This is a genomic window from Corynebacterium sp. P3-F1 (genome assembly GCF_030503635.1).
Taxonomy (GTDB): domain Bacteria; phylum Actinomycetota; class Actinomycetes; order Mycobacteriales; family Mycobacteriaceae; genus Corynebacterium.
On record NZ_CP129965.1, the window covers coordinates 1676995 to 1695422 of the forward strand.

Here is an 18428-nt window from a genome sequence, read left to right on the forward strand (position 1 = left end):
CCGGTGCCGCGCCTAGCCCTTCACGCCGCCGGCGGTGAGGCCGGAGACAATGCGGCGCTGGAACACTAGAACCATGAGAATGAGTGGGACGGTCACCAGCGAGCCGGCGGCCATGATCGCCGCATAGGGGTACTCGAAAGCGCTCGGACCCGAGAACCGGGCGATGGCCACCGTCACCGGTTCAGTCGCGTTGGTGGACAGCTGGCGGGCGAGCATGAACTCGTTCCAGGTGGCAATGAACGCGATGATCGCCGTGGTGAAGATGCCGGGCGCGGCGAGGGGGAGCAGCACTTTGCGGAAGGCTTGGCCGCGGGTGGCGCCGTCGACACGCGCTGCTTCCTCGAGCTCCCACGGCAGCTGGCGCAAGAACGAGATGAGCGTGTACACCGTCAGCGGCAGCGCGAACGAGATGTTGGGGATGATCATGGCGCGGTAGGTGCCAATCCAGCCTAGGTCGCCGAACAGCTGGAACAACGGAGTGACTAGTGCGATGCCGGGGAACATGGAGGCGGCGAGAATGATCCCGGTGACAACGCCTTTGCCCCGGAAATCCAAGCGGGCCAGGGCGTAGCCGGTGAAAACGCCCACGACCACAGCGAGCAGGGTGGTGACAAGCGAGATGAGCAGCGAGTTGCCGATCGCCCCGAGGAAGTCGTTGCCCTTGTCCGTCGCCAGCGCATCGCGGAAGTTTTCCAGCGTGACGTGGGTGGGCCACGGCGTTGTGTCGAAGGTGTGCTTCTTGTCGCGCAGGGCGGTCACGAGCATCCAGTAGAACGGCGCGAGCCCCCACACCAGAATGAACAGGACGCCGAGGATGTGGCCGATGTTTCCTAGCGTCTTCTTCATCGTGTTGCCTCCGTTTTCGCGGCGGTGCCCGCATTCACTGCGGTGATCGCGCCACCGGGTTCGCCGTCTCCCGTTTCGCCTGTGGCCTTCTGTTTTTTCGCCCGCCGCTTCTCAGCGCGCCTCTCTCTTCTCCGCTGTGTCTGCTCCCCGCCGACATCGGCACCGCCGAACCGGACCATTATGAATGCCACGGTGAAAATGAGCAGGAAGATCAGGGTGGACAATGCGGAGGCGGAATTGAAGTTGTTCTGCCTCATGTCCTCCACCACAAGCTGCGAGATCGTGGCGGTGGGGGAGTTGGAGGACCCGGAGATCATGATCACGGGCAGGTCGTACATGCGCAGGGCGTCGAGGGTGCGGAACAAGATGGCCACCATGAGCGTGGGCCGGACCAGGGGAAGGGTGATCCGGGTGAAAGTCTGCCATGCAGAGGCGCCGTCCACGCGCGCGGCCTCGTAGACGTCCTTCGGGATCATCTGCAGACCGGCGAGAATGAGGAGCGCCACGAACGGCGTCGTCTTCCACACATCTGCGATGATGACGGCGGTGCGCGCCGCCCAAGGGTCAGTCGTCCACGCGATGCTCTGCCCGAGAAGCGAGTTCACGATGCCGTTGGGGGCGAACATGAACTGCCACAGCTTCGCGGTCACCGCAGTGGGAATCGCCCACGGGATGAGCACGGCAGCGCGGATAAGGGAGCGGACGCGGGAGGGGTGGTTCATGATCAACGCCATTACCATGCCCAGGGCGGCCTCCAGCGCCACGGTCACCACAGTGAAGAAGAGGGTGATGCCCAGCGCCGGCCAGAAGTCCGTCGCCAGCACGCCGGGCGGGCAGGGGCCCACCGTCCCCGATGGGCTCATGCACCGGTTCTGAATCCAGTACAGGTAGTTATCCAGCCCAGCGAATCCGCCGTCAACGAAGACACCGGTCGTAGGGTCGAGATGGCGGTTCGCCTGGAACGATAGCCAAATTGCGCGCACGATGGGGTACCCGATGACAATCGCCAGCACGACGAGCGCAGGGGCGACAAGGGCGTACGCCTTCCCCGCGTCGCTGCGCGAGCGCGACTTCTTCGGCTCTGTTCCCGCAGATCCGCGACGCTTAACGACGTTACTCATGAACTCTCCTTAAAAGCACAGGGCCGCAAACGGATCTTACCGTTGCGGCCATGTGGGGGTGGCTGGCCCGTGTCAGGGTGGGCCGTATGCCATGAGGGTGTTTACTGCGCCAGCTTGATGGCGGCAGCCATGTCCTTCGTGGCGTCATCCACGTTTTTGCCGGAGGTCAGCGCTGCATACGCGTTATCCTGAACGGCCTTGGAGATCGCCGGGTAGAACGGGGAGACCGGACGCGGCTGAGCGTTCTCGAGGGACTCCTTCAGTGCCGGCAGGTACGGCTGCTCCTTGATCAGCTCGACGTTGTCATAGGTGGAGGCCAGCACCGGCGGGAAGGATGCCTTGGCGAAGGAGAGCTGGTTCTCTTCGCTGACGATGAATTCGATGAAGTCCTTCGCGGTCGCCTTGTGCTTGGAGTTGACGTTGATGCCGTTGTTGTAGCCGCCGAGGGTGGACACGCCCACGCCCTTCTCGCCGACGAGCGGCTGAACCTCGAAGTTCAGGCCCTTCTCCACGGCGTTGGAGTACATGTACGGCCAGTTGATGGCAAAAGCGGTGTTTCCCTCGGTGAAGGCCATGTTGGTCTCCTCCTCGGTCGCGGCGGTGGAGCCCTTGGCGATGGTGCCGTCGGCGTATGCGTCCACCAGTGCCTGCAAGCCGGCCTTCGCCTCAGCGGATTCGACCGTCGGCTCGCCCTTGTCGTCGATGACGGAGCCGCCCCAGCCGTTGATGAAGCCGAGGGTGTTCACTGTCAGGCCCTCGTACTGCTTGAGCTGGGTGGTCAGGCAATCACCCTCGACAGCCTCGCACGCGGACCTAATGTCGGCGAAGGTATCCGGCCTAGACGGGACCTGGTCCACGTTGCGGAACAGCAGCTGGCCGTTGGTGTTCTGCGGGAGAGCGTACAGCGTGCCGTTGTAGGTGGCGGAGTCCACGGTGGACTGCAGCAGCTTGGAGGTGTCCACTGCGTAGTCGCCCTCGAGCGGCTCCAGCCACTGGTTTGCGGCGAAGTCGGCGGTCCACACAACGTCAAGTGCCATCACGTCGTAGTCGGCATTGCCGGCCTGGAGCGACTGCACGAGGGTGTCGCGCTGGTCGTCGGCCTCGCCGGCGAGCTCCTTCAGAGTGACTTCTTCGTCCGGGTGCTCCTTATTCCACGCTTCAATGATCGGGGTCAGCTTGTCGGTGTCGTTGCGGCCCATGGCGAAGGTGATGGGGCCGCGCTCGCCGCCGCTGGACTCGGAAGACGCTGCGCTGTCCTTGTCAGCGGAGTTGTTGGAGGTGTCAGCGGTGTCGCTGGAGCACGCTGCCAGAGCGGCGGAAGACAGGGCGATGACGCACAGGGCAGCACCGGTCTTTGCGTGAAGTTTCATGCATCGGCCTTTCAGATTTGGAGGTGGTCACGGCAGAAAATATCGAGCTACTTACGTCAGGCGTTTATGCCAATTCGCGGTACATAACATTCGGGTTCTCCGCGGTGGGGACGAATCCGAATTTCTCATACACGTGGCGTGCGCGTTTGTTATCGGGCATGACCTCTAGAGCGATGCGCTTCGCGCCCTGGTCGATTGCCAGCTCACAGACGGAGTGCAACAACACTGCGCTAAGACCGTAGCCGTGGGAGCGCTCCTCCACGGCGAGGACCAGCTCAGGCACATCCGGGCCCATGTTGGCCGCACTGGTGGTGTCGCCTTCTTCCCAGTAGCGTAGCCAGATGCCGCCAGCCGGAGTTTGATCCTGGTCATGGGCGATCCAGCCGCCGTCGTCGTTCGGAGACCAGTCATCGACGAAGGCCTTGACCTTGTCTCGGCCGCAGCCAAGCGGCTTGGACTCGTCCCCGAACACATCCGCCAAGTAGTGCAGACGGCGGATGTAGGTGCGGTCCGATTCGGTGGCAGGCTTCAGATTGAATTCCATACCTAAGGATCGTAACGCAAAGCACAACTGATAGACGGGGGTGATAGGAACCTCACACGCGCACGCGGGGCGCCATCCCGGGTACTCAGCTACCCGCGCAGGGCGGGCGAAACGGAGAGTGCTAACGGATCTCCAGGAGCACGGCAGTCTTGTTCACCTGTTCGCCTTGCTCAACGGCGAGCCCCTTCACCGTGCCAGCCTTGTGGGCCTTGACGGGGTTCTCCATCTTCATCGCTTCGAGGACCAGGAGGATGTCGCCCTCGCTCACGGCGTCCCCTTCCGAGACATTGACCTTCACCACCGTGCCCTGCATCGGTGCGGGCACCGCATCTCCGGACAGGGCGGCACCGGCGGAGCGGCGCTTCTTGGACTTCCGCTTCGCTCCGTTCCCGATCACCAGGGAGGCGGGGAGGGCGACTTCGATGCGGCGGCCGTCGATCTCCACCGCGTAGGTGCGGTTAGCGGTTGGCTCGTCGCCTTCCTCGTCGTTGTCCTGGTACGCGGGAATGTCGGCGGTGAATTCTTCTTCGATCCAGCGGGTGTAGACGCGGAAGCCGTTCTCGTCGCCCACGAATGCCGGGTCTTTCAGCACTGCCTGGTGGAACGGGATGACGGTGGGCAGACCGTCGACGACGTATTCGTCGAGGGCGCGGCGGGCGCGCTGGATGGCTTCGGCGCGGGTCTCGCCCGTGACGATGAGCTTGGCCAGCATGGAGTCGAATTGGCCGCCGATGACGTTGCCTGCGCGCACACCACTATCCACGCGGACACCGGTGCCGGAGGGCTCGACGTAGCGGGTGATGGTGCCCGGGGCCGGCATAAAGTTCATGCCGGGGTCTTCGCCGTTGATGCGGAACTCGATGGCGTGGCCGCGCGGGGTGGGGTCGGTGCTCAGCCGCAGCGGCAGGCCCGAGGCGATGCGGAATTGCTCGCGCACCAGGTCGATGCCTGCTGTTTCCTCGGTGACCGGGTGTTCCACCTGCAGGCGGGTGTTCACCTCGAGGAAGGAGATGATGCCTTCCGGGTGCTGTTCGTCGGCCGGGCTGACCAGGTACTCTACGGTACCGGCACCTTGGTAACCGGCTTCCTTCACGATCGCCTTGGCCGAGGAGTGGATGGCCTCGCGCTGCGCGTCGGTCAAGAACGGGGCTGGAGCTTCCTCCACCAGTTTCTGGAAGCGGCGCTGCAGGGTGCAGTCACGGGTTCCGGCGACGATGGCGTGGCCGTGGGCGTCGGCAAGCACCTGCGCTTCCACGTGGCGGGCGCGGTCGAGGTAGCGCTCCACAAAGCATTCGCCGCGGCCGAAGGAGGTGACGGCCTCGCGTGTCGCCGAATCGAACAGCTCCGGAATCTCGTCCATGGTGTGGGCGACCTTCATGCCGCGGCCGCCACCGCCGTATGCGGCCTTGATAGCCACCGGCAGGCCGTGCTCCTCGGCGAATGCGACGACCTCGTCCGCACTGTTTACCGGCTCCTTCGTTCCCGGTGCCATCGGGGCGGAGACTTTCTCCGCGATGCGGCGCGCCTCAACCTTGTCGCCTAACCGGGCGATGGCGTCGGGCGACGGGCCGATCCAGGTCAAGCCTTCGTCGATAACGCGTTGGGCGAAGTCGGCGTTCTCTGACAGAAAACCGTAGCCGGGGTGGATCGCGTCCGCGCCGGAGGCCTTCGCGGCTTCGATGATCTTGTCGAAGCTCAGGTAAGAATCCGCGGCCGTATTACCGCCCAGGGCGAATGCCTCGTCGGCGAGCTCAACAAACGGACTGTCCGTGTCCGGCTCAGCGTAGACCGCCACTGACGCGATGCCAGCGTCCTTCGCGGCGCGGATGACGCGCACGGCGATCTCGCCGCGATTAGCAATGAGGACTTTGGAAATAGTCAAAGTTGAGGTCACTTCCAACAACGCTTCCTGCTCGGTGGACAATCTAAACAGCCTGATTTACAGAGGAATTGCCGCGCGCACCGCAACGGCCACATGCTCACACCAGGGTAGAGCACGCCAGGCCCGCGGCAGTGCGAAACACCGTCGAACACTGCCGCGGGCAAAAGCGGAAGGAAGCTGGTTGAGCTTCCACCGACCGTTATCCGTTGTACCGGCAAAGCCTCCTTAGCTCTTATCGATCGGCATGCGCACCATGTTTCCCCACTCGTACCACGAGCCGTCGTACAGGGAAACGTTCTCGTGGCCGAGCACGTGCCGGAGGATGAACCAGGTGTGCGCCGCGGATTGGCCGTTGCCGGAGTACGTGATCACCGGGGCATTCGCGGGAATGCCCGCGTACGCGGCGGCGATCGCTTTATAATCCTTGACTCGTCCGTTCGGGTGGACGGCATCACCCCACGGGTGGTTCACCGCACCCGGAATGTGGCCGTGGCGCAGAACAGGGAAAACGCGGGTTCGGTCCTGCTCCAGCTCGGTCTCGGAGCCGGCGTAGTATTCGGGGCCGCGGACGTCGATAAGCATGCTGCCAGCGTCGCGGTCGCGGACCTCGTCGACGAACGTGCGCCACGGCTTATCCATGCGCTCGACAACCGGGTAGTCCTGCGGCGGGTACTCCGGCACGGCGAAGGACGTGTCGCGCTCCTCGCCCATCCATGCGTCGCGGCCGCCGTCCAAAATGCGCACGTCGGGGTGGCCGAACAGTTCGAAGACCCACGCGGTGTACGCAGCCCACCAGTTGTTGTGGTCGCCGTAAATGACCACCGTGTCTTCGCGGCCGATGCCCCGGGCGTTCATCAGCTCGGCGAACGCTTCACCGTCGATGAAATCGCGCACCACCTCGTCGTTGAGGTCCTTGTGCCAGTCGATGCGCACCGCACCGGGAATGTGGCCGATGTCGTAGAGGAAGGCATCCTCGTCGGACTCGACCACCCGCAGGCCGTCCACTCCCAGACGAGCCGACAGCCAGGAGGCGGAGACGAATTTCTCCGGGTGCGCGAAGTCCTGGAATTGCGGGAACGGATCTGCGGGAATTCCCATGGATAAACCTCCGCGTGCGGGGTGGACAAAACGGACAGAAAGAGGCCGCACAGTCCGTGCCTCCAGCCACTGCCAACCCTACCTGTGAACCCCCGGGGGTCGTGAACCAAAATGTGAGGTTTCGCGGCTGTGAGCTTAGTTACTATCCATTTCACTCGCCCGGCGTGGCAGTGAAAAACACCCTAATCTCAAGGGGGGAACTCCCGGGAAAGGGAGACTGTTCCTCTCGCATTGAAAGCACTTATCTGAAGGGGATTTCATCGTGCACAAGGCAATCGTCGTCTTCGAGGTTGAAGGCGGTTCCGACAAGTCCTTCGACGGCCACCGCAAGGACACTATGCCCATCGTCAACGCCATCAAGGAGAAGGGCTGGAACTCCGAGGTCGTGTACTTCCGCCCGGAGTGGTCCGAGGACATCTTTAAGTACGTCTCCGAGAACTTCGATGCGTACATCTCCCGCGTGAACCCGGGCAACATCCCGGGCGGCGAGAAGGGTTACTTCGACCTGCTCACCCGCCTCTCCGAGGCAGGCCTTGTGGGCATGTCCACCCCGGAAGAAATGGTTTCCTACGGTGCCAAGGACGCCCTGGTCAAGCTGAACAAGACCGACCTGGTGCCGGAAGACACCGCTGCCTACTACGACGTCGAGTCCTTCCACGAGACGTTCCCGACCTCCCTGTCCTACGGTGAGCGCGTGCTGAAGCAGAACCGCGGCTCCACCGGCTCCGGCATCTGGCGTGTCCGTCTCGCTGACGAGTCCCTCGCCGAGTCCGTCGAGCCGGGCACCGCTCTGCCGCTGGACACCAAGCTCAAGTGCACCGAGGCTGTGGACAACCACACCGAGGACCGCGAGCTGGGCGAGTTCATGGACTTCTGCGACCAGTACATCATCGGCGACAACGGCATGCTCGTGGATATGCGCTTCATGCCGCGCATCGTCGAGGGTGAGATCCGCATCCTCCTCGTGGGCCCGCACCCGGTCTTCGTCGTGCACAAGAAACCGGCCGAGGGCGGCGACGCGTTCTCCGCGACCCTGTTCTCGGGCGCTAAGTACACCTACAACAAGCCGGAGGAGTGGCAGGAGCTCGTCGACATGTTCGCCGAGGCCCGCCCGGTCATCGCCGAGAACCTCGGCGGCGACAACATCCCGCTGATTTGGACCGCTGACTTCATGCTCGCCGATGACGACGAGACCGGCGAGGACACCTACGTCCTCGGCGAGATCAACTGCTCCTGCGTTGGCTTCACCTCCGAGCTGGACATGGGCATCCAGGAAATGGTTGCCGAGGAGGCCATCAAGCGCGTCGAGGAGAAGAACGCCTAAGAGCGAAGCGCTTATCTAAAGCCCCGGGCTCTACCTTCACTAGATCTGTTTGCAATCGCCTTCTGAAACCCCAGCCGGCACATTGCTGGTGGGGGGAGTAGGGATTCAGATTTCATCCGGATCTAGCGGGCAGAGTGTCCGGGGCTTTTTGCTGCCGCTTTTTTTGGGGTGGCTGCGTTTGGGTTGGTGGCTGCGTGTCGGGCGCGGATGGACTGCTTGGCGGGGCTGGCGCACACCGCTGAAAACGCAAATACCTATTCCTGGATACCTATCTTCAAGGTGACGCCGTTGGGCTGGGAAACGTCGACCTTGTGAATAGGTGTCCTGGAATAGGTATTTGGCCCGAAGGTGGGGTGAACGGGTTCTAGCGAGCGAGGGGGGCGAAAGGGCCCCGCTTCGCTACCTCGGCCTCGGCTACCCCCGATTCGCCGCGGTTACGCCTCGCCGGCGATCAGCTGAGCTGCGCGCTCACCGATGACGTAGCAGGTGATGTTCGGATTGATGGCCACGATCTGCGGCATGACCGAAGCATCGGCGACGCGGAGGTTCTTGACGCCCTTGACACGCAGCTGCGGGTCGAGCGGGGACATCTCGTCGTCATCGGAACCCATGCGTACGGTGCCCACCGGGTGGTAGACGGTGTTGTGGGTCTTGGAGATGTAGTCGGCGATCTCCTCGTCGGTCTGCACGTCCGCGCCGGGGGAGAGCTCGCGGGCGACAATGTCCTTGAGGGCCGGCTGGCTGGCGATCTTGCGGGCCAGCTTGATGCCCTCGACAGCGATGCGCATGTCGTAGCCCTCTTCATCGGTGAAATAGCGCGGGTCGACCTTGGGCTTGTCGCGGTAGTCGTTGGAGCGCAGGCGGACGGTGCCGCGGGAGCGGGCGTGGCAAACATTCGGGGTCAGTGCGAAAGCTTCGTCGGACTGCGGGTAGCCCTGACGTGCGGTGTGCATGTCGAAGGGGGTGCAGCCGTAGTGCATCATCAAGTCCGGCAAATCGGTGTCGTCGTCGATCTGGGTGAAGATGCCGATCTCCCACCACTGGGTGGAATCGCGCACCATCGGCACTTTGGACTCGAACTGGATCACAGCTTCCGGGTGGTCCTGGAGGTTGGATCCGACACCGGGGGCGTCGACACGCACGTCGATGTTGAACTCCTCGAGGTGCTCGCGCGGGCCGATGCCGGAGAGCATGAGCAACTGCGGTGTGTTGATTGCGCCGGCGGAAATGATGACTTCCTTGTTGGCGCTGATGGTGGCCTTGCGGTTGAAAGCGTCGGCGAGGTACTCGACACCGGTGGCGGTGTTGTCATCGTCGAAAAGAATGCGGGTGACCCACATACCGGTGAGAATGTCGAGGTTCTCGCGGTTCTCGTTGGGGTGTAAGTAGGACACGGCGGAGGATGCGCGGGTGTTGTCGCCGTGGGAGTTGATCTGGAAGAACTCCGCGCCGTGCTTGACGGTTTCGCCGGTGTTGAACTTTTTGCGCGGCAGCCCTGCTTCCTCGCACGCGTCGAGCACAGCGGTGCCCACCGGGTCGACCTGCGGGACGTCCATGATTTCGACCGGGCCGTCGTGGCCGTACTGGTCACCCTCGCGGGAGTTGGTCTCCAGCTTCTTGATCAAAGGGAGGATGTTCTCCGGGGACCAGTCATTGGCGCCGAGCTTCTCCCAGATCTCCAAGTCCTCAGCCGGGGTGTGGAAGGCGATGCAGGAGTTGTGGGAGGAACAGCCGCCGAGCACCTTCGCGCGGGCGTGGCGCATGAACGAGTTGCCGTTCTCCTGCTCTTCGATGGGGTAGTCCCAGTCCAGTCCGGATTCAAGCAGTTCGGGCCAGCGCTTCAGGGACAGGACCTCGTCGTAGTCGCGGTCGTCGGGGCCCGCTTCGAGGAGGGCGACGGTGACGTCGGGGTTCTCGGACAGGCGGGCGGCTACAGCTGCGCCGGAGGAACCGCCGCCGATAACGATGTAGTCGTAGGAATCGCGAATAGTCATGAATGCTCCTTAAAGAGAAAGTCGAAAAGGGGTATTTAGGACTGTTTGTTCGGGAACCAGCCGGTCACTGCGGGCTCGGTGTTGTGGTAGATGTGCTTGGACTGCTGGTACTCCTCCAAGCCGGTGTGGCCGAGCTCGCGGCCGATGCCGGACATCTTGAAACCACCCCACTCCGCCTGCGGAATGTAGGGGTGGTAGTCGTTGATCCAGATGGTGCCGTGCTGCAGGCCGCGGGAAACGCGGTTAGCGGTGCCCATGTCGGAGGTCCACACTGCGCCGGCCAAACCGTATTCGGTGTCGTTGGCGGTGGCGATGGCTTCTTCCTCGGTGGAGAAGCTCTCCACGGTGATAACGGGGCCGAAACCTTCTTCTTGCACGGCCGGGTTGTCGCTGGAGCACTGGTCCAGGACGGTCGGGGAGTAGAAGAAGCCGTCCTTGTGCTCTTCGCCGCCCCAGTCGTGGCCGCAGCGCAGGCGGGCGCCGGCTTTGATGCCGCGCTCGACGTAGTCGGTGACCTTGTCGCGGTGCTCCTTGGAAATCAGCGGGCCCGTCTCGGCTTTCTCGTCGAAGGGGCCGCCCATGACAATGTCCTTGGCGCGGGCGACGAGGTCGTCGACGAAGCGCTCGGCGATGGACTCGTGGATGATCAGGCGGGTGCCGGCGGAGCAAACGAGGCCGGAATCCATGAACGCGGCGTTGAGGGCGTTGTCCAGCGCCGCGTCGTAGTCAGCGTCGGCGAAGATGACGTTCGGGTTCTTTCCGCCCAGCTCGAGCGCGACCTGCTTCACGCCCTCGGCGGCGGACTTGGCGATGATGCGGCCGGTTTCCAGGCCGCCGGTGAAGGAGACGAGGTTCACCTCCGGGTGAGAGGAGAGCACGGAACCGACATTCGCACCGTCGCCGGTGACCACATTGGCCACGCCCTTCGGCAGGCCGAGCTCGTCCATAAGCTCGACGATCTTGATGGTGGTGTGCGGGGTGAGCTCGGAGGGCTTGATCACGAAGGTGTTGCCCGCGGCGATGGCCGGTGCGATCTTCCACGATGCCTGGAGTAGCGGGAAGTTCCACGGGGTGATCATTCCGCAGACACCGATCGGCTCGTTGACGACGCGGTCGATGACGGTGTCGTCGCCGGCGTCGACAAGCCGGCCCGGGTTGGAATCGGCGACTTTGCCGAAGTAGCGGAAGCAGTTGGCGATGTCTTCCATATCGCCCTCCGCCTCGACGAGGCGTTTGCCGGTGTCTAATGCCTCAGCGTTGGCGAATTCATCCTTTCGGCGCAGAAGCTCGTCGCCCACCTTGATCAGGAAGTCGCCGCGCTCGGCAGCGGGAGTGTTGCGCCACTCGCCTTTGTCGAAGGCGGCGCGGGCGGCCAGGACAGCGCGCTCGGCGTCGCCGGATGTGCCCTCGGAAACCGTGCCCACTTCGCGGCCGTCGGCCGGGCAGTAAATCTCGCGGGTCGCGCCGTTTTCGGCCGGCACCCACTCACCGTCAATGAACAAGGTCTTCGCCTGTGGCATTGAGTTACAGGTCCTTTCCAAAATTCGTGGAGATGGAAGTTTGTTTGGTCACGGCAGCGTCACCCGCAGCCGGGCTTTCCCCAACCGAGGGTACCGATGTACGGATTCAGCTCTCCGTGTTCTCAGCCACATCGATATTCGCACCTGCGTCGTCCCATTTCGTGGGAGCGGGAACGGAGGAATCGGCGATGACGTGACCGCTGGCTTCGTCGGCCATATCCATGTACACGAGGTGACGGTCGAAGAAGCTGATCACGTCCTGAATCACCTGATCGTGGGTGTAGCCGATGACGTTGTGGCCGCGGGTGCCGCGGGCGTTGAACACTTCGACGCGATAGAAATACTCTTGACCTTCTGCCGCGTTGGTGGCGTAGCTGGGCACCTCGTAAGCCAGCGGTACGAGCTGGTATTTGAACTCGTCGTGGTCGGTGAACCCCATGGTCAGGTCGATGAACGGCAGGTGAGTCTCCTCGTTGACGCTTTCAGTGAGCTGGATTTCGGTGCCGAGTTTCTCGAGTTCCGCAGCGACTTCGCGCACTGCTGGGCCGGCCACGTTCTCCATGAACTCAACGGCGTCGTCGCGTGTGGGGAAGTAGACGCGGCGGGCGAGGCGTTCCTTCCAGTCGCACCCGTCGTCACCGGTGGAGGAGCCGGACATGGAGCGTGAAGCCATCGTGAGTTCATGCGAGTTCATAGCGCGTTTCTCTGCACGCAGGACCTTCAGCACTGATGCCATGAGCAGGTACATCACAACGGAGAACGGCAAACCGATGAGGACGGTTGCGGCTTGGAGCGTGTACACGCCGTCGACAAGCAGCATGGCCAGCGTCAGCGCACCGATGACCACGGCCCAGAAGATGCGCAGCCAGGGTGCGCCGTCGGTGTCGCCGCGGGTGGCGTAGGAGGTCATGTTGGCCATCACCAGAGAACCGGAATCGGCGGAGGTGACGTAGAACAGCAGGCCGACGATGACGGCGAGACCGATGAGGAAGGTTGCGCCCGGGTACTGGGACAGCAGGTTGAAGAAGCCGGATTCTGGGACCTCCACTGCTTCATTGAGGAAGGCATCGTCGCCCGCCTGGAAGTGCGCCAGGGCGGAGTTGGAGAAGATAGAGATGAACAACAGGATGAATCCCGGCGGGACGATGAGCACGCCGATGATGAATTCGCGCAGCGTACGTCCGCGGGAGATGCGGGTGAGGAACAGCCCGACGAACGGCGCCCAGGCAATCCACCAGGCCCAGAAGAAGACGGTCCAGTCCTGCAGCCATTGGTCGGCCGGGTAGTCCGGGGCGCCGGCGGAGTAGCCGAAGGTGGCGAACAGCATCGAGGGCAGACGTGCAATGGAGTCGCCGGCGTTTTGCACGAGCTGCTTGAGCAGTTGGGCGGTATCGCCGGCTAGCAGGATGTAGAGCAATAGCCCCAGGGCAAGGAACACGTTGAGTTCCGACAGACGTCGAATGCCCTTATCGACGCCTGAGACGGCCGAAATCGTCGCGATCGTCACCGACACGACAATGAGCGCGGTCCAGACAGTGATGTTGTTCGGAATATCGAACAGTGCGCTCAGGCCGTAGTTGAGGAAGACCACGCCGATGCCTAGCGATGTGCCGATACCGAAGATGGTGCCGATCGTGGCCACGACATCGACGGTGTCTCCGGCCGCACCTTTGATGCGTTTACCGAACAGAGGGGCGAGCGCCGAGCGGATGGACAGGGGTAGGTGGTAGCGGTAGGCGGCGAGTCCCAGAGCGACACCCATGAGCGCGTACATCGACCAGCCGGGAATGCCGTAGTGGAAAATGGTCCAGACTGGCGCCATGCGCGCGGCTTCGTCGGAAAGCGGTGTGTTATCTGGGGGAGTGAGGAAGTTCGTGGCCGGGCCGGAGACGGCGAAGAACATCAGGTCCACACCGATGCCGGCGGCGAACAGCATCGACGCCCAGGTGAACAGGCTGAACTGTGGACGCGAGTGGTCGGGGCCGAGCCGGATGTCGCCGAATTTGCTCAGCGCCACCGACAGCACGAAGACCACGATGAGTGCTGCGGTGAGGACGTAGTACCAGCCGAATGTGCGGCCGATCCAGTCCATGGAGCCGAAGATGACCGTTTCGGCCTGGTCAGGGAAGATCGCCGACCAGAGCACGAATCCGACGATCAAAATGCCGGATGCGATGAAGACCGGTTTGTTGACGCGGGCGTAGCCTTTCGCGTCCAACTCCTCGTGGGCCTCATTGTGGAAGCTCTCCGCTGCGAAGTCCTCACGGCCCGAGGCGTTGTCCGATTTTGAGTTCTTTGACGTTTTCACTGCTCTGTCAGGGGCAGAAGTGCGAGCGCGTGATGCGTCGGTGCTCAACGTTGCTCCTTACATATTCATTTAGGAAACGGAAAAATGATCAAATGCTGCGCGTAGGTGCACGCAACTTCATCACATTAGCGAGAAGCCGAGCACTTTTCCGAGCTGAACCGTAGACTACGTATGGTCGAAACAGCGAAAGATTTGTAAAGGATTACGCATGTCTACCCCGTACAACCCTGAGAACTCCTCGAACCAGGACAGCGGCTCTAACTCGTCGAACACCTCCGGATCGGAGAGCACAGGCACCTCGTCCTACGGTTCGTCTGATTCGTTCGGGTCGGCTGACTCCTTCGGTTCCTACGGTGCGGCGTCCGCCAGCTCCAGCTCCACCGGGGCAGACGAGAACGCCTCCGGCGCGTACGGCTCCACCGGCTTCGGCGCACCTGCCACCGGTTCCTACGGCAACGGCTCCTACGACACCGGCTCCTACGGTGCAGGTTCGTACGGCACTGGCTCCTACGGCACCGACTCGGCGAGCATCGACGGCCAGACCGGTACCGGCTCGAGCACCACCGATGCCTCCGGTTCCACCGGTTCCACCGCAGCGAGCTCCTCGTCTTCCACTGGCGCCGCTTCGAGCCAGGACGCTTTCGGCTTCGGCTCCTATGGCCAGACCACGTACCCGGCACAGTCGGCCCAGGCCGCCCCGGCTGCGCAGCCCACCCAGACTGCACAGACCGCCCAGGTCCAGCCCGGACAGACCGGTTTCGGTGAGCAGGGCTACCAGGCGGCCGCTCCCGCGCAGTACGGCTCCGACTACCAGGTCGGTTACCCGGGCCAGCCTGTCGGTGGCCCGATCCAGCCGCAGCAGAAGAGCTTCTTCGCGTCGCTGTTCGATTTCAGCTTCCGCCACTTTGTCACCGACGACTTTGCCAAGGCGCTCTACATCATCCTGATTGTCACCCAGGCCGTCATTTGGGTCATGGGTCTCGTCGGCGCGATCGTGGGCACGGTGGCCACCTTCGGCGTCGGCTTCATTGCTATCTTCCTCTGGCTCATCTTCGGCACTCTGTGGACCCTGCTGAACATTATCTTCGGCCGCGTGACGCTTGAGTTCTTCATCTCAATCGTCCGCTTGTACCACAATTCCGAGACGATCATGCAGCAGAACCAGCGCCTTATCCAGCTCGCTGAGCAGGATAAGTAAGCGTTCGAAGCGCTCGTCCGCGCCGCCGGTGGCCAGTGTGGCCTACGGCGGCGCCTTATGTTTGCCAAAGCGGTGTCCGGCCACGGGGTATGAGGCAGCGGAGACGGTCGAGGTTCCGGCAGACCTCGAGCGTGTTTTACGCGCTTGCGGTTTGAACCGGGAGAAGGTGCGCACCACTCAGGTCCAGGACCTTGCTTTGGTGCTGCGGTCACCGGGCAGGTTCCGGATCGACGGGGGCCGACGACATCGACGCGAGCGCGACCCCGCCCACCGCAACGAGGCCGGCGCCAGCACCGGGGCCTAGGACCAGTTCGGGCCGCGCCGGATCCGGATCGGGCCCTTCACGCTCACACACCGCGGGCGATATCGAGACCGGCATGGATGAGAGGGATTTGCAGCGGGAGACGGCCCAGCGAGATGAGTTGTTTGTGCCAGGGTTCATCCCGCCACAGGTAGGCCATGTACATGTTGCCCGGCCACACCAGTGTGAATAGGCAGGCCGCGGCGAAACCACCAGCCGGCCGTGTCTTCGGGTTGGCCAGGAGTGCGGCGGTGGCGAGTTCGGCAGCCCCCGAAACGTAGGTGTAGGTGCGCTGGGTGCCGGGCAGTTGCGGCGGCACGATTCCGTCGAAGGGTTCCGGTTTGAGAAAATGCAGCGCACCGGCTCCGCCGAGAAGTGGGACGAGGGATTTCTTCACTGCGCGAGCGAAGCGGTTATCGCGGTCGGAGCGGTCGAAAATCATGGGACCCAGCCTAGGCGCTGTTAACGCCACAGGTCGGAGGCGTTCACACCGAAGGAGTAGAGGGCTTTCCGCAGCAGCGGCAGGGACAACCCGATGACGCTGGTCTGGTCACCTTCAATGGAGTCGATGAACCATCCGCCGAGGGCTTCTAGGGTGAAGGCGCCGGCGCATTCGAGGGGCTCGCCGGAGCGAGCGTAGGCCTCGATGTCGGCGTCGGAGGCATCACCGAAGTGGATGCGGGTGGACACGGTGTCCACGACCCACTGCCCGCGGTAGCCGATGGCGTGGCCGGTGACCAGTTCGGCGGTTTGGCCGCGTTGGGCCTGCCAGCGGCGGATGGTCTCTTCAATGGTGTGGGGCTTGCCCTGGAGTTCGCCGTTCATCAGCAGCATGGAATCGCAGCCGACCACGATGTCGTCCGGATACTCAGGGGCGACGGCATCGGCTTTGGCGCGGGCGAGGGACGCGACGACGGAGGCAGGCGCAGCGTCGACAAGCGAGGCGATGATCGCGTCCTCGTCGACGTGCGCCGGGTGCTGGACGGGATCCACGCCGGCGTTGTTCAAGATCATCCGCCGGGACGGGGACTGGGAAGCGAGAACGAGGCGCATGGGCGAACCGCCGTATCTAGAACAGGGTCTGCGAGTTGAACGCGGAGGGGTTGAACAGAACGGGGCCGTGGTCGCGCGGGGTGGGGCGGCCCCAGAGGTTGCGGTGGCCGCCGGAGGTGCGCGCCTTCGCCTCCTGCTGCAGGTCGGTGAGGACCTGGGTCAGCGCGGCGAGTTCTGCTTCGGTGGGGTTGCCTTTGACAACGGTGAACAGGGGCTGGGACATATCAGGTGACCTCCTTACAGTGGGATGTTGCCGTGCTTCTTCGGCAGGGCGTAGACCACTTTGCGCTCCAGCAGGCGCAGGGCCTCGAGGATCTGGGTGCGGGTCTGGGAGGGCTCAATCACAACGTCGACAAGCCCGCGCTCGGTGGCAACGTACGGGGTGAGGTTGGTGCGGGCATACTCGTCGGCGTCGACGGAGAGGAGCTCGGCGGCGGTGGCGGCGTCCGCGAGCGCGATCTGCGCGGTCGGCCACGCGAGCACGATGTCGGCGCCCAAGTCCTTGGAGCCCATGGTCACGTAGGACGGGCCGATGGCGCGGCGGGTGATCACGGTGATCTTGCCCACCTGCGCCTCGGCGTAGGCGAAGGCGAGGGAGGCCCCGTACTTGGCGGAGGCCAGGTGCTCTTCCTCCTCGGAGGGGAAGAAGCCGGGGGAGTCGACGAACTCGACGATCGGAATGTTGAAGGAATCGCACACGCGGATGAAGCGCGCGGCCTTTTGCGCGGCGGCGTGGTCGATGCAGCCGGCAAGAACGCTCGGCTGGTTGGCCACAATGCCCACGGCGCGGCCGGAAATGTGCGCGAAGCCGGTGACGATGTTGTCGGCGTAACCGCGGCTGAGCTCGGTGAGCCCCTTGTCGGTGACGCGGGTGATGATCTCGCGGACGTCGTAGGACTCCGCATCCGAGTTGGGGATGAAGGTGTCCAGGTCGCTGGTCTCCGGCTTGGTGGAGCTCTCGTTGATGGGGGAGGCCGCGCGGTTGTTCTCCGGCAGGAAGGCGACGAGGTCGCGCACCGTCGACATTGCCTCCAGGTCGGTCGGGGCGATCAGCTGCGCGATGCCGGTGACCTTAGAGTGCACGTCAGAGCTGCCCAGCGATTTCGCGGTGGCCACGCGGCGGGTTACCTTGGTCACGGCGCTGACGGATGTCAGGTGCATCGTAGCGCCCTTCACCATGACGGTGATGTCGCTGACGGGGACGAGCAGCGCCGCCAGCGACGCGACTTCGCCGGCCACAACCGAGATCTGCGGCACCACGCCGGATGCTTCGGTGGCCTTACGCAGGATCCGCGCGGACATCGCGGCGGTGACTACGCCTTCCTGCAGGCGTCCGCCGGTGGAATCGTGGATGGCAATCACGGGGACACCGGTCTTGATGGCCAAGTCGTAGATCTTCAGGATCTTCTCGGCGTACACCTCACCGATCTGACCGTCGAAAATGGAGGAGTCGTGGGAGTAGACGGCGACGCGTCGGCCGTCGATAAGCCCGTAGCCTGTGATGACGCCGTCGGTCGCTGGCTTGGTGCGCCCCATGCCGTGCTCTTCGACGCGGTGGCGTGCGAGCGCGTCCGTTTCCACGAAGCTGTCGTTGTCCAACAGTGCCTCGACGCGCTGGCGTGCGGTGGAGATCCCTGCTTCGCCCGCCGCCCGGGTCGCCTCGCTGCCCATCGGCTCGCGCGATTCAGCGAGCCTGTTGCGCAGGTCCTCGATTTTGCCGGCGGTCGTGGTCAAATCGGGCTTCTTGTCGGTCATAGGCCTCCACTCTACGGGCTACACGTTGCGTCATCAGGTTCCACACCGCCTATCGGCCCGCGCGTCCCCGATGTTTCGCACGCTCGCTTATCGACGCCGCACCTGCCCCACCTT

The 18428-nt window shown here is 63.5% G+C and carries 15 protein-coding genes; 2 read left to right on the forward strand and 13 right to left on the reverse strand.

From position 1 onward, the window contains the following. Positions 1-12 precede the first annotated feature (12 nt). The 6 genes from QYQ98_RS07950 to QYQ98_RS07975 all read right to left on the reverse strand — a co-directional run bounded on the left by QYQ98_RS07950 (position 13) and on the right by QYQ98_RS07975 (position 6861). Positions 13-846: a carbohydrate ABC transporter permease gene (locus tag QYQ98_RS07950; RefSeq protein ID WP_302006326.1), complete on the reverse strand. Its 834-nt coding sequence runs from the start codon at positions 844-846 to the stop codon at positions 13-15. Beyond that, a complete protein-coding gene (locus tag QYQ98_RS07955; RefSeq protein ID WP_302006327.1) occupies positions 843-1967 on the reverse strand; it encodes a carbohydrate ABC transporter permease in 1125 nt (374 codons plus the stop codon). The genes QYQ98_RS07950 and QYQ98_RS07955 overlap by 4 nt, the downstream gene beginning before the upstream one ends. A gap of 101 nt (positions 1968-2068) precedes the next feature. Beyond that, positions 2069-3337 (reverse strand): ABC transporter substrate-binding protein, encoded by a 1269-nt coding sequence (locus tag QYQ98_RS07960; protein ID WP_302006328.1) that lies wholly within the window; start codon positions 3335-3337, stop codon positions 2069-2071. A gap of 64 nt (positions 3338-3401) precedes the next feature. Further along, on the reverse strand, positions 3402-3881 hold the full coding sequence (locus QYQ98_RS07965; protein WP_302006330.1) for a GNAT family N-acetyltransferase: 480 nt from the start codon (positions 3879-3881) through the stop codon (positions 3402-3404). A gap of 121 nt (positions 3882-4002) precedes the next feature. Next, positions 4003-5805 (reverse strand): acetyl/propionyl/methylcrotonyl-CoA carboxylase subunit alpha, encoded by a 1803-nt coding sequence (locus QYQ98_RS07970; protein WP_302006331.1) that lies wholly within the window; start codon positions 5803-5805, stop codon positions 4003-4005. Positions 5806-5988: 183 nt separating this feature from the next. After that, positions 5989-6861 carry a sulfurtransferase gene (locus tag QYQ98_RS07975; protein WP_302006332.1) on the reverse strand — a complete coding sequence of 291 codons (873 nt, stop codon included), beginning with the start codon at positions 6859-6861 and terminating at the stop codon, positions 5989-5991. A 262-nt stretch (positions 6862-7123) separates the two neighbouring features. Here QYQ98_RS07975 and QYQ98_RS07980 point away from each other — a divergent pair, with 262 nt between their 5' ends. Continuing rightward, positions 7124-8185, forward strand: a complete 1062-nt coding sequence (locus QYQ98_RS07980; RefSeq protein ID WP_302006334.1) for a Cj0069 family protein — start codon at positions 7124-7126, stop codon at positions 8183-8185. Positions 8186-8619: 434 nt separating this feature from the next. On the opposite strand, the gene QYQ98_RS07985 is transcribed toward QYQ98_RS07980, so the two are convergent. From QYQ98_RS07985 to betT, 3 genes are all read right to left on the reverse strand, one after another. Beyond that, a complete protein-coding gene (locus tag QYQ98_RS07985) occupies positions 8620-10179 on the reverse strand; it encodes a GMC family oxidoreductase (RefSeq protein WP_302006335.1) in 1560 nt (519 codons plus the stop codon). 35 nt (positions 10180-10214) lie between these two features. Further along, the gene (locus tag QYQ98_RS07990) at positions 10215-11699 is read right to left on the reverse strand and encodes an aldehyde dehydrogenase family protein (protein ID WP_302006336.1); all 1485 of its coding nucleotides are present in this window, start codon (positions 11697-11699) and stop codon (positions 10215-10217) included. A 106-nt stretch (positions 11700-11805) separates the two neighbouring features. After that, the gene (gene betT, locus QYQ98_RS07995; RefSeq protein WP_302006337.1) at positions 11806-14055 is read right to left on the reverse strand and encodes a choline BCCT transporter BetT; all 2250 of its coding nucleotides are present in this window, start codon (positions 14053-14055) and stop codon (positions 11806-11808) included. Between the two features lie 160 nt (positions 14056-14215). Here betT and QYQ98_RS08000 point away from each other — a divergent pair, with 160 nt between their 5' ends. After that, positions 14216-15205: a DUF4282 domain-containing protein gene (locus tag QYQ98_RS08000; protein ID WP_302006338.1), complete on the forward strand. Its 990-nt coding sequence runs from the start codon at positions 14216-14218 to the stop codon at positions 15203-15205. Between the two features lie 347 nt (positions 15206-15552). Here the strand turns inward: QYQ98_RS08000 and QYQ98_RS08005 are convergent, their stop codons facing one another. From QYQ98_RS08005 to QYQ98_RS08020, 4 genes are read right to left on the reverse strand one after another with little or no spacing between them, the layout of a single operon-like run. After that, on the reverse strand, positions 15553-15948 hold the full coding sequence (locus QYQ98_RS08005) for a hypothetical protein (RefSeq protein WP_302006339.1): 396 nt from the start codon (positions 15946-15948) through the stop codon (positions 15553-15555). Positions 15949-15968: 20 nt separating this feature from the next. Continuing rightward, positions 15969-16559 (reverse strand): nucleoside triphosphate pyrophosphatase, encoded by a 591-nt coding sequence (locus QYQ98_RS08010; protein ID WP_302006340.1) that lies wholly within the window; start codon positions 16557-16559, stop codon positions 15969-15971. Positions 16560-16575: 16 nt separating this feature from the next. After that, the gene (locus QYQ98_RS08015) at positions 16576-16782 is read right to left on the reverse strand and encodes an acyl-CoA carboxylase subunit epsilon (protein WP_302006341.1); all 207 of its coding nucleotides are present in this window, start codon (positions 16780-16782) and stop codon (positions 16576-16578) included. Between the two features lie 14 nt (positions 16783-16796). Then, entirely contained in the window at positions 16797-18314 is a 1518-nt protein-coding gene (locus tag QYQ98_RS08020) for an acyl-CoA carboxylase subunit beta (RefSeq protein ID WP_302006342.1), read from the reverse strand. Between the last annotated feature and the right edge of the window lie 114 nt (positions 18315-18428).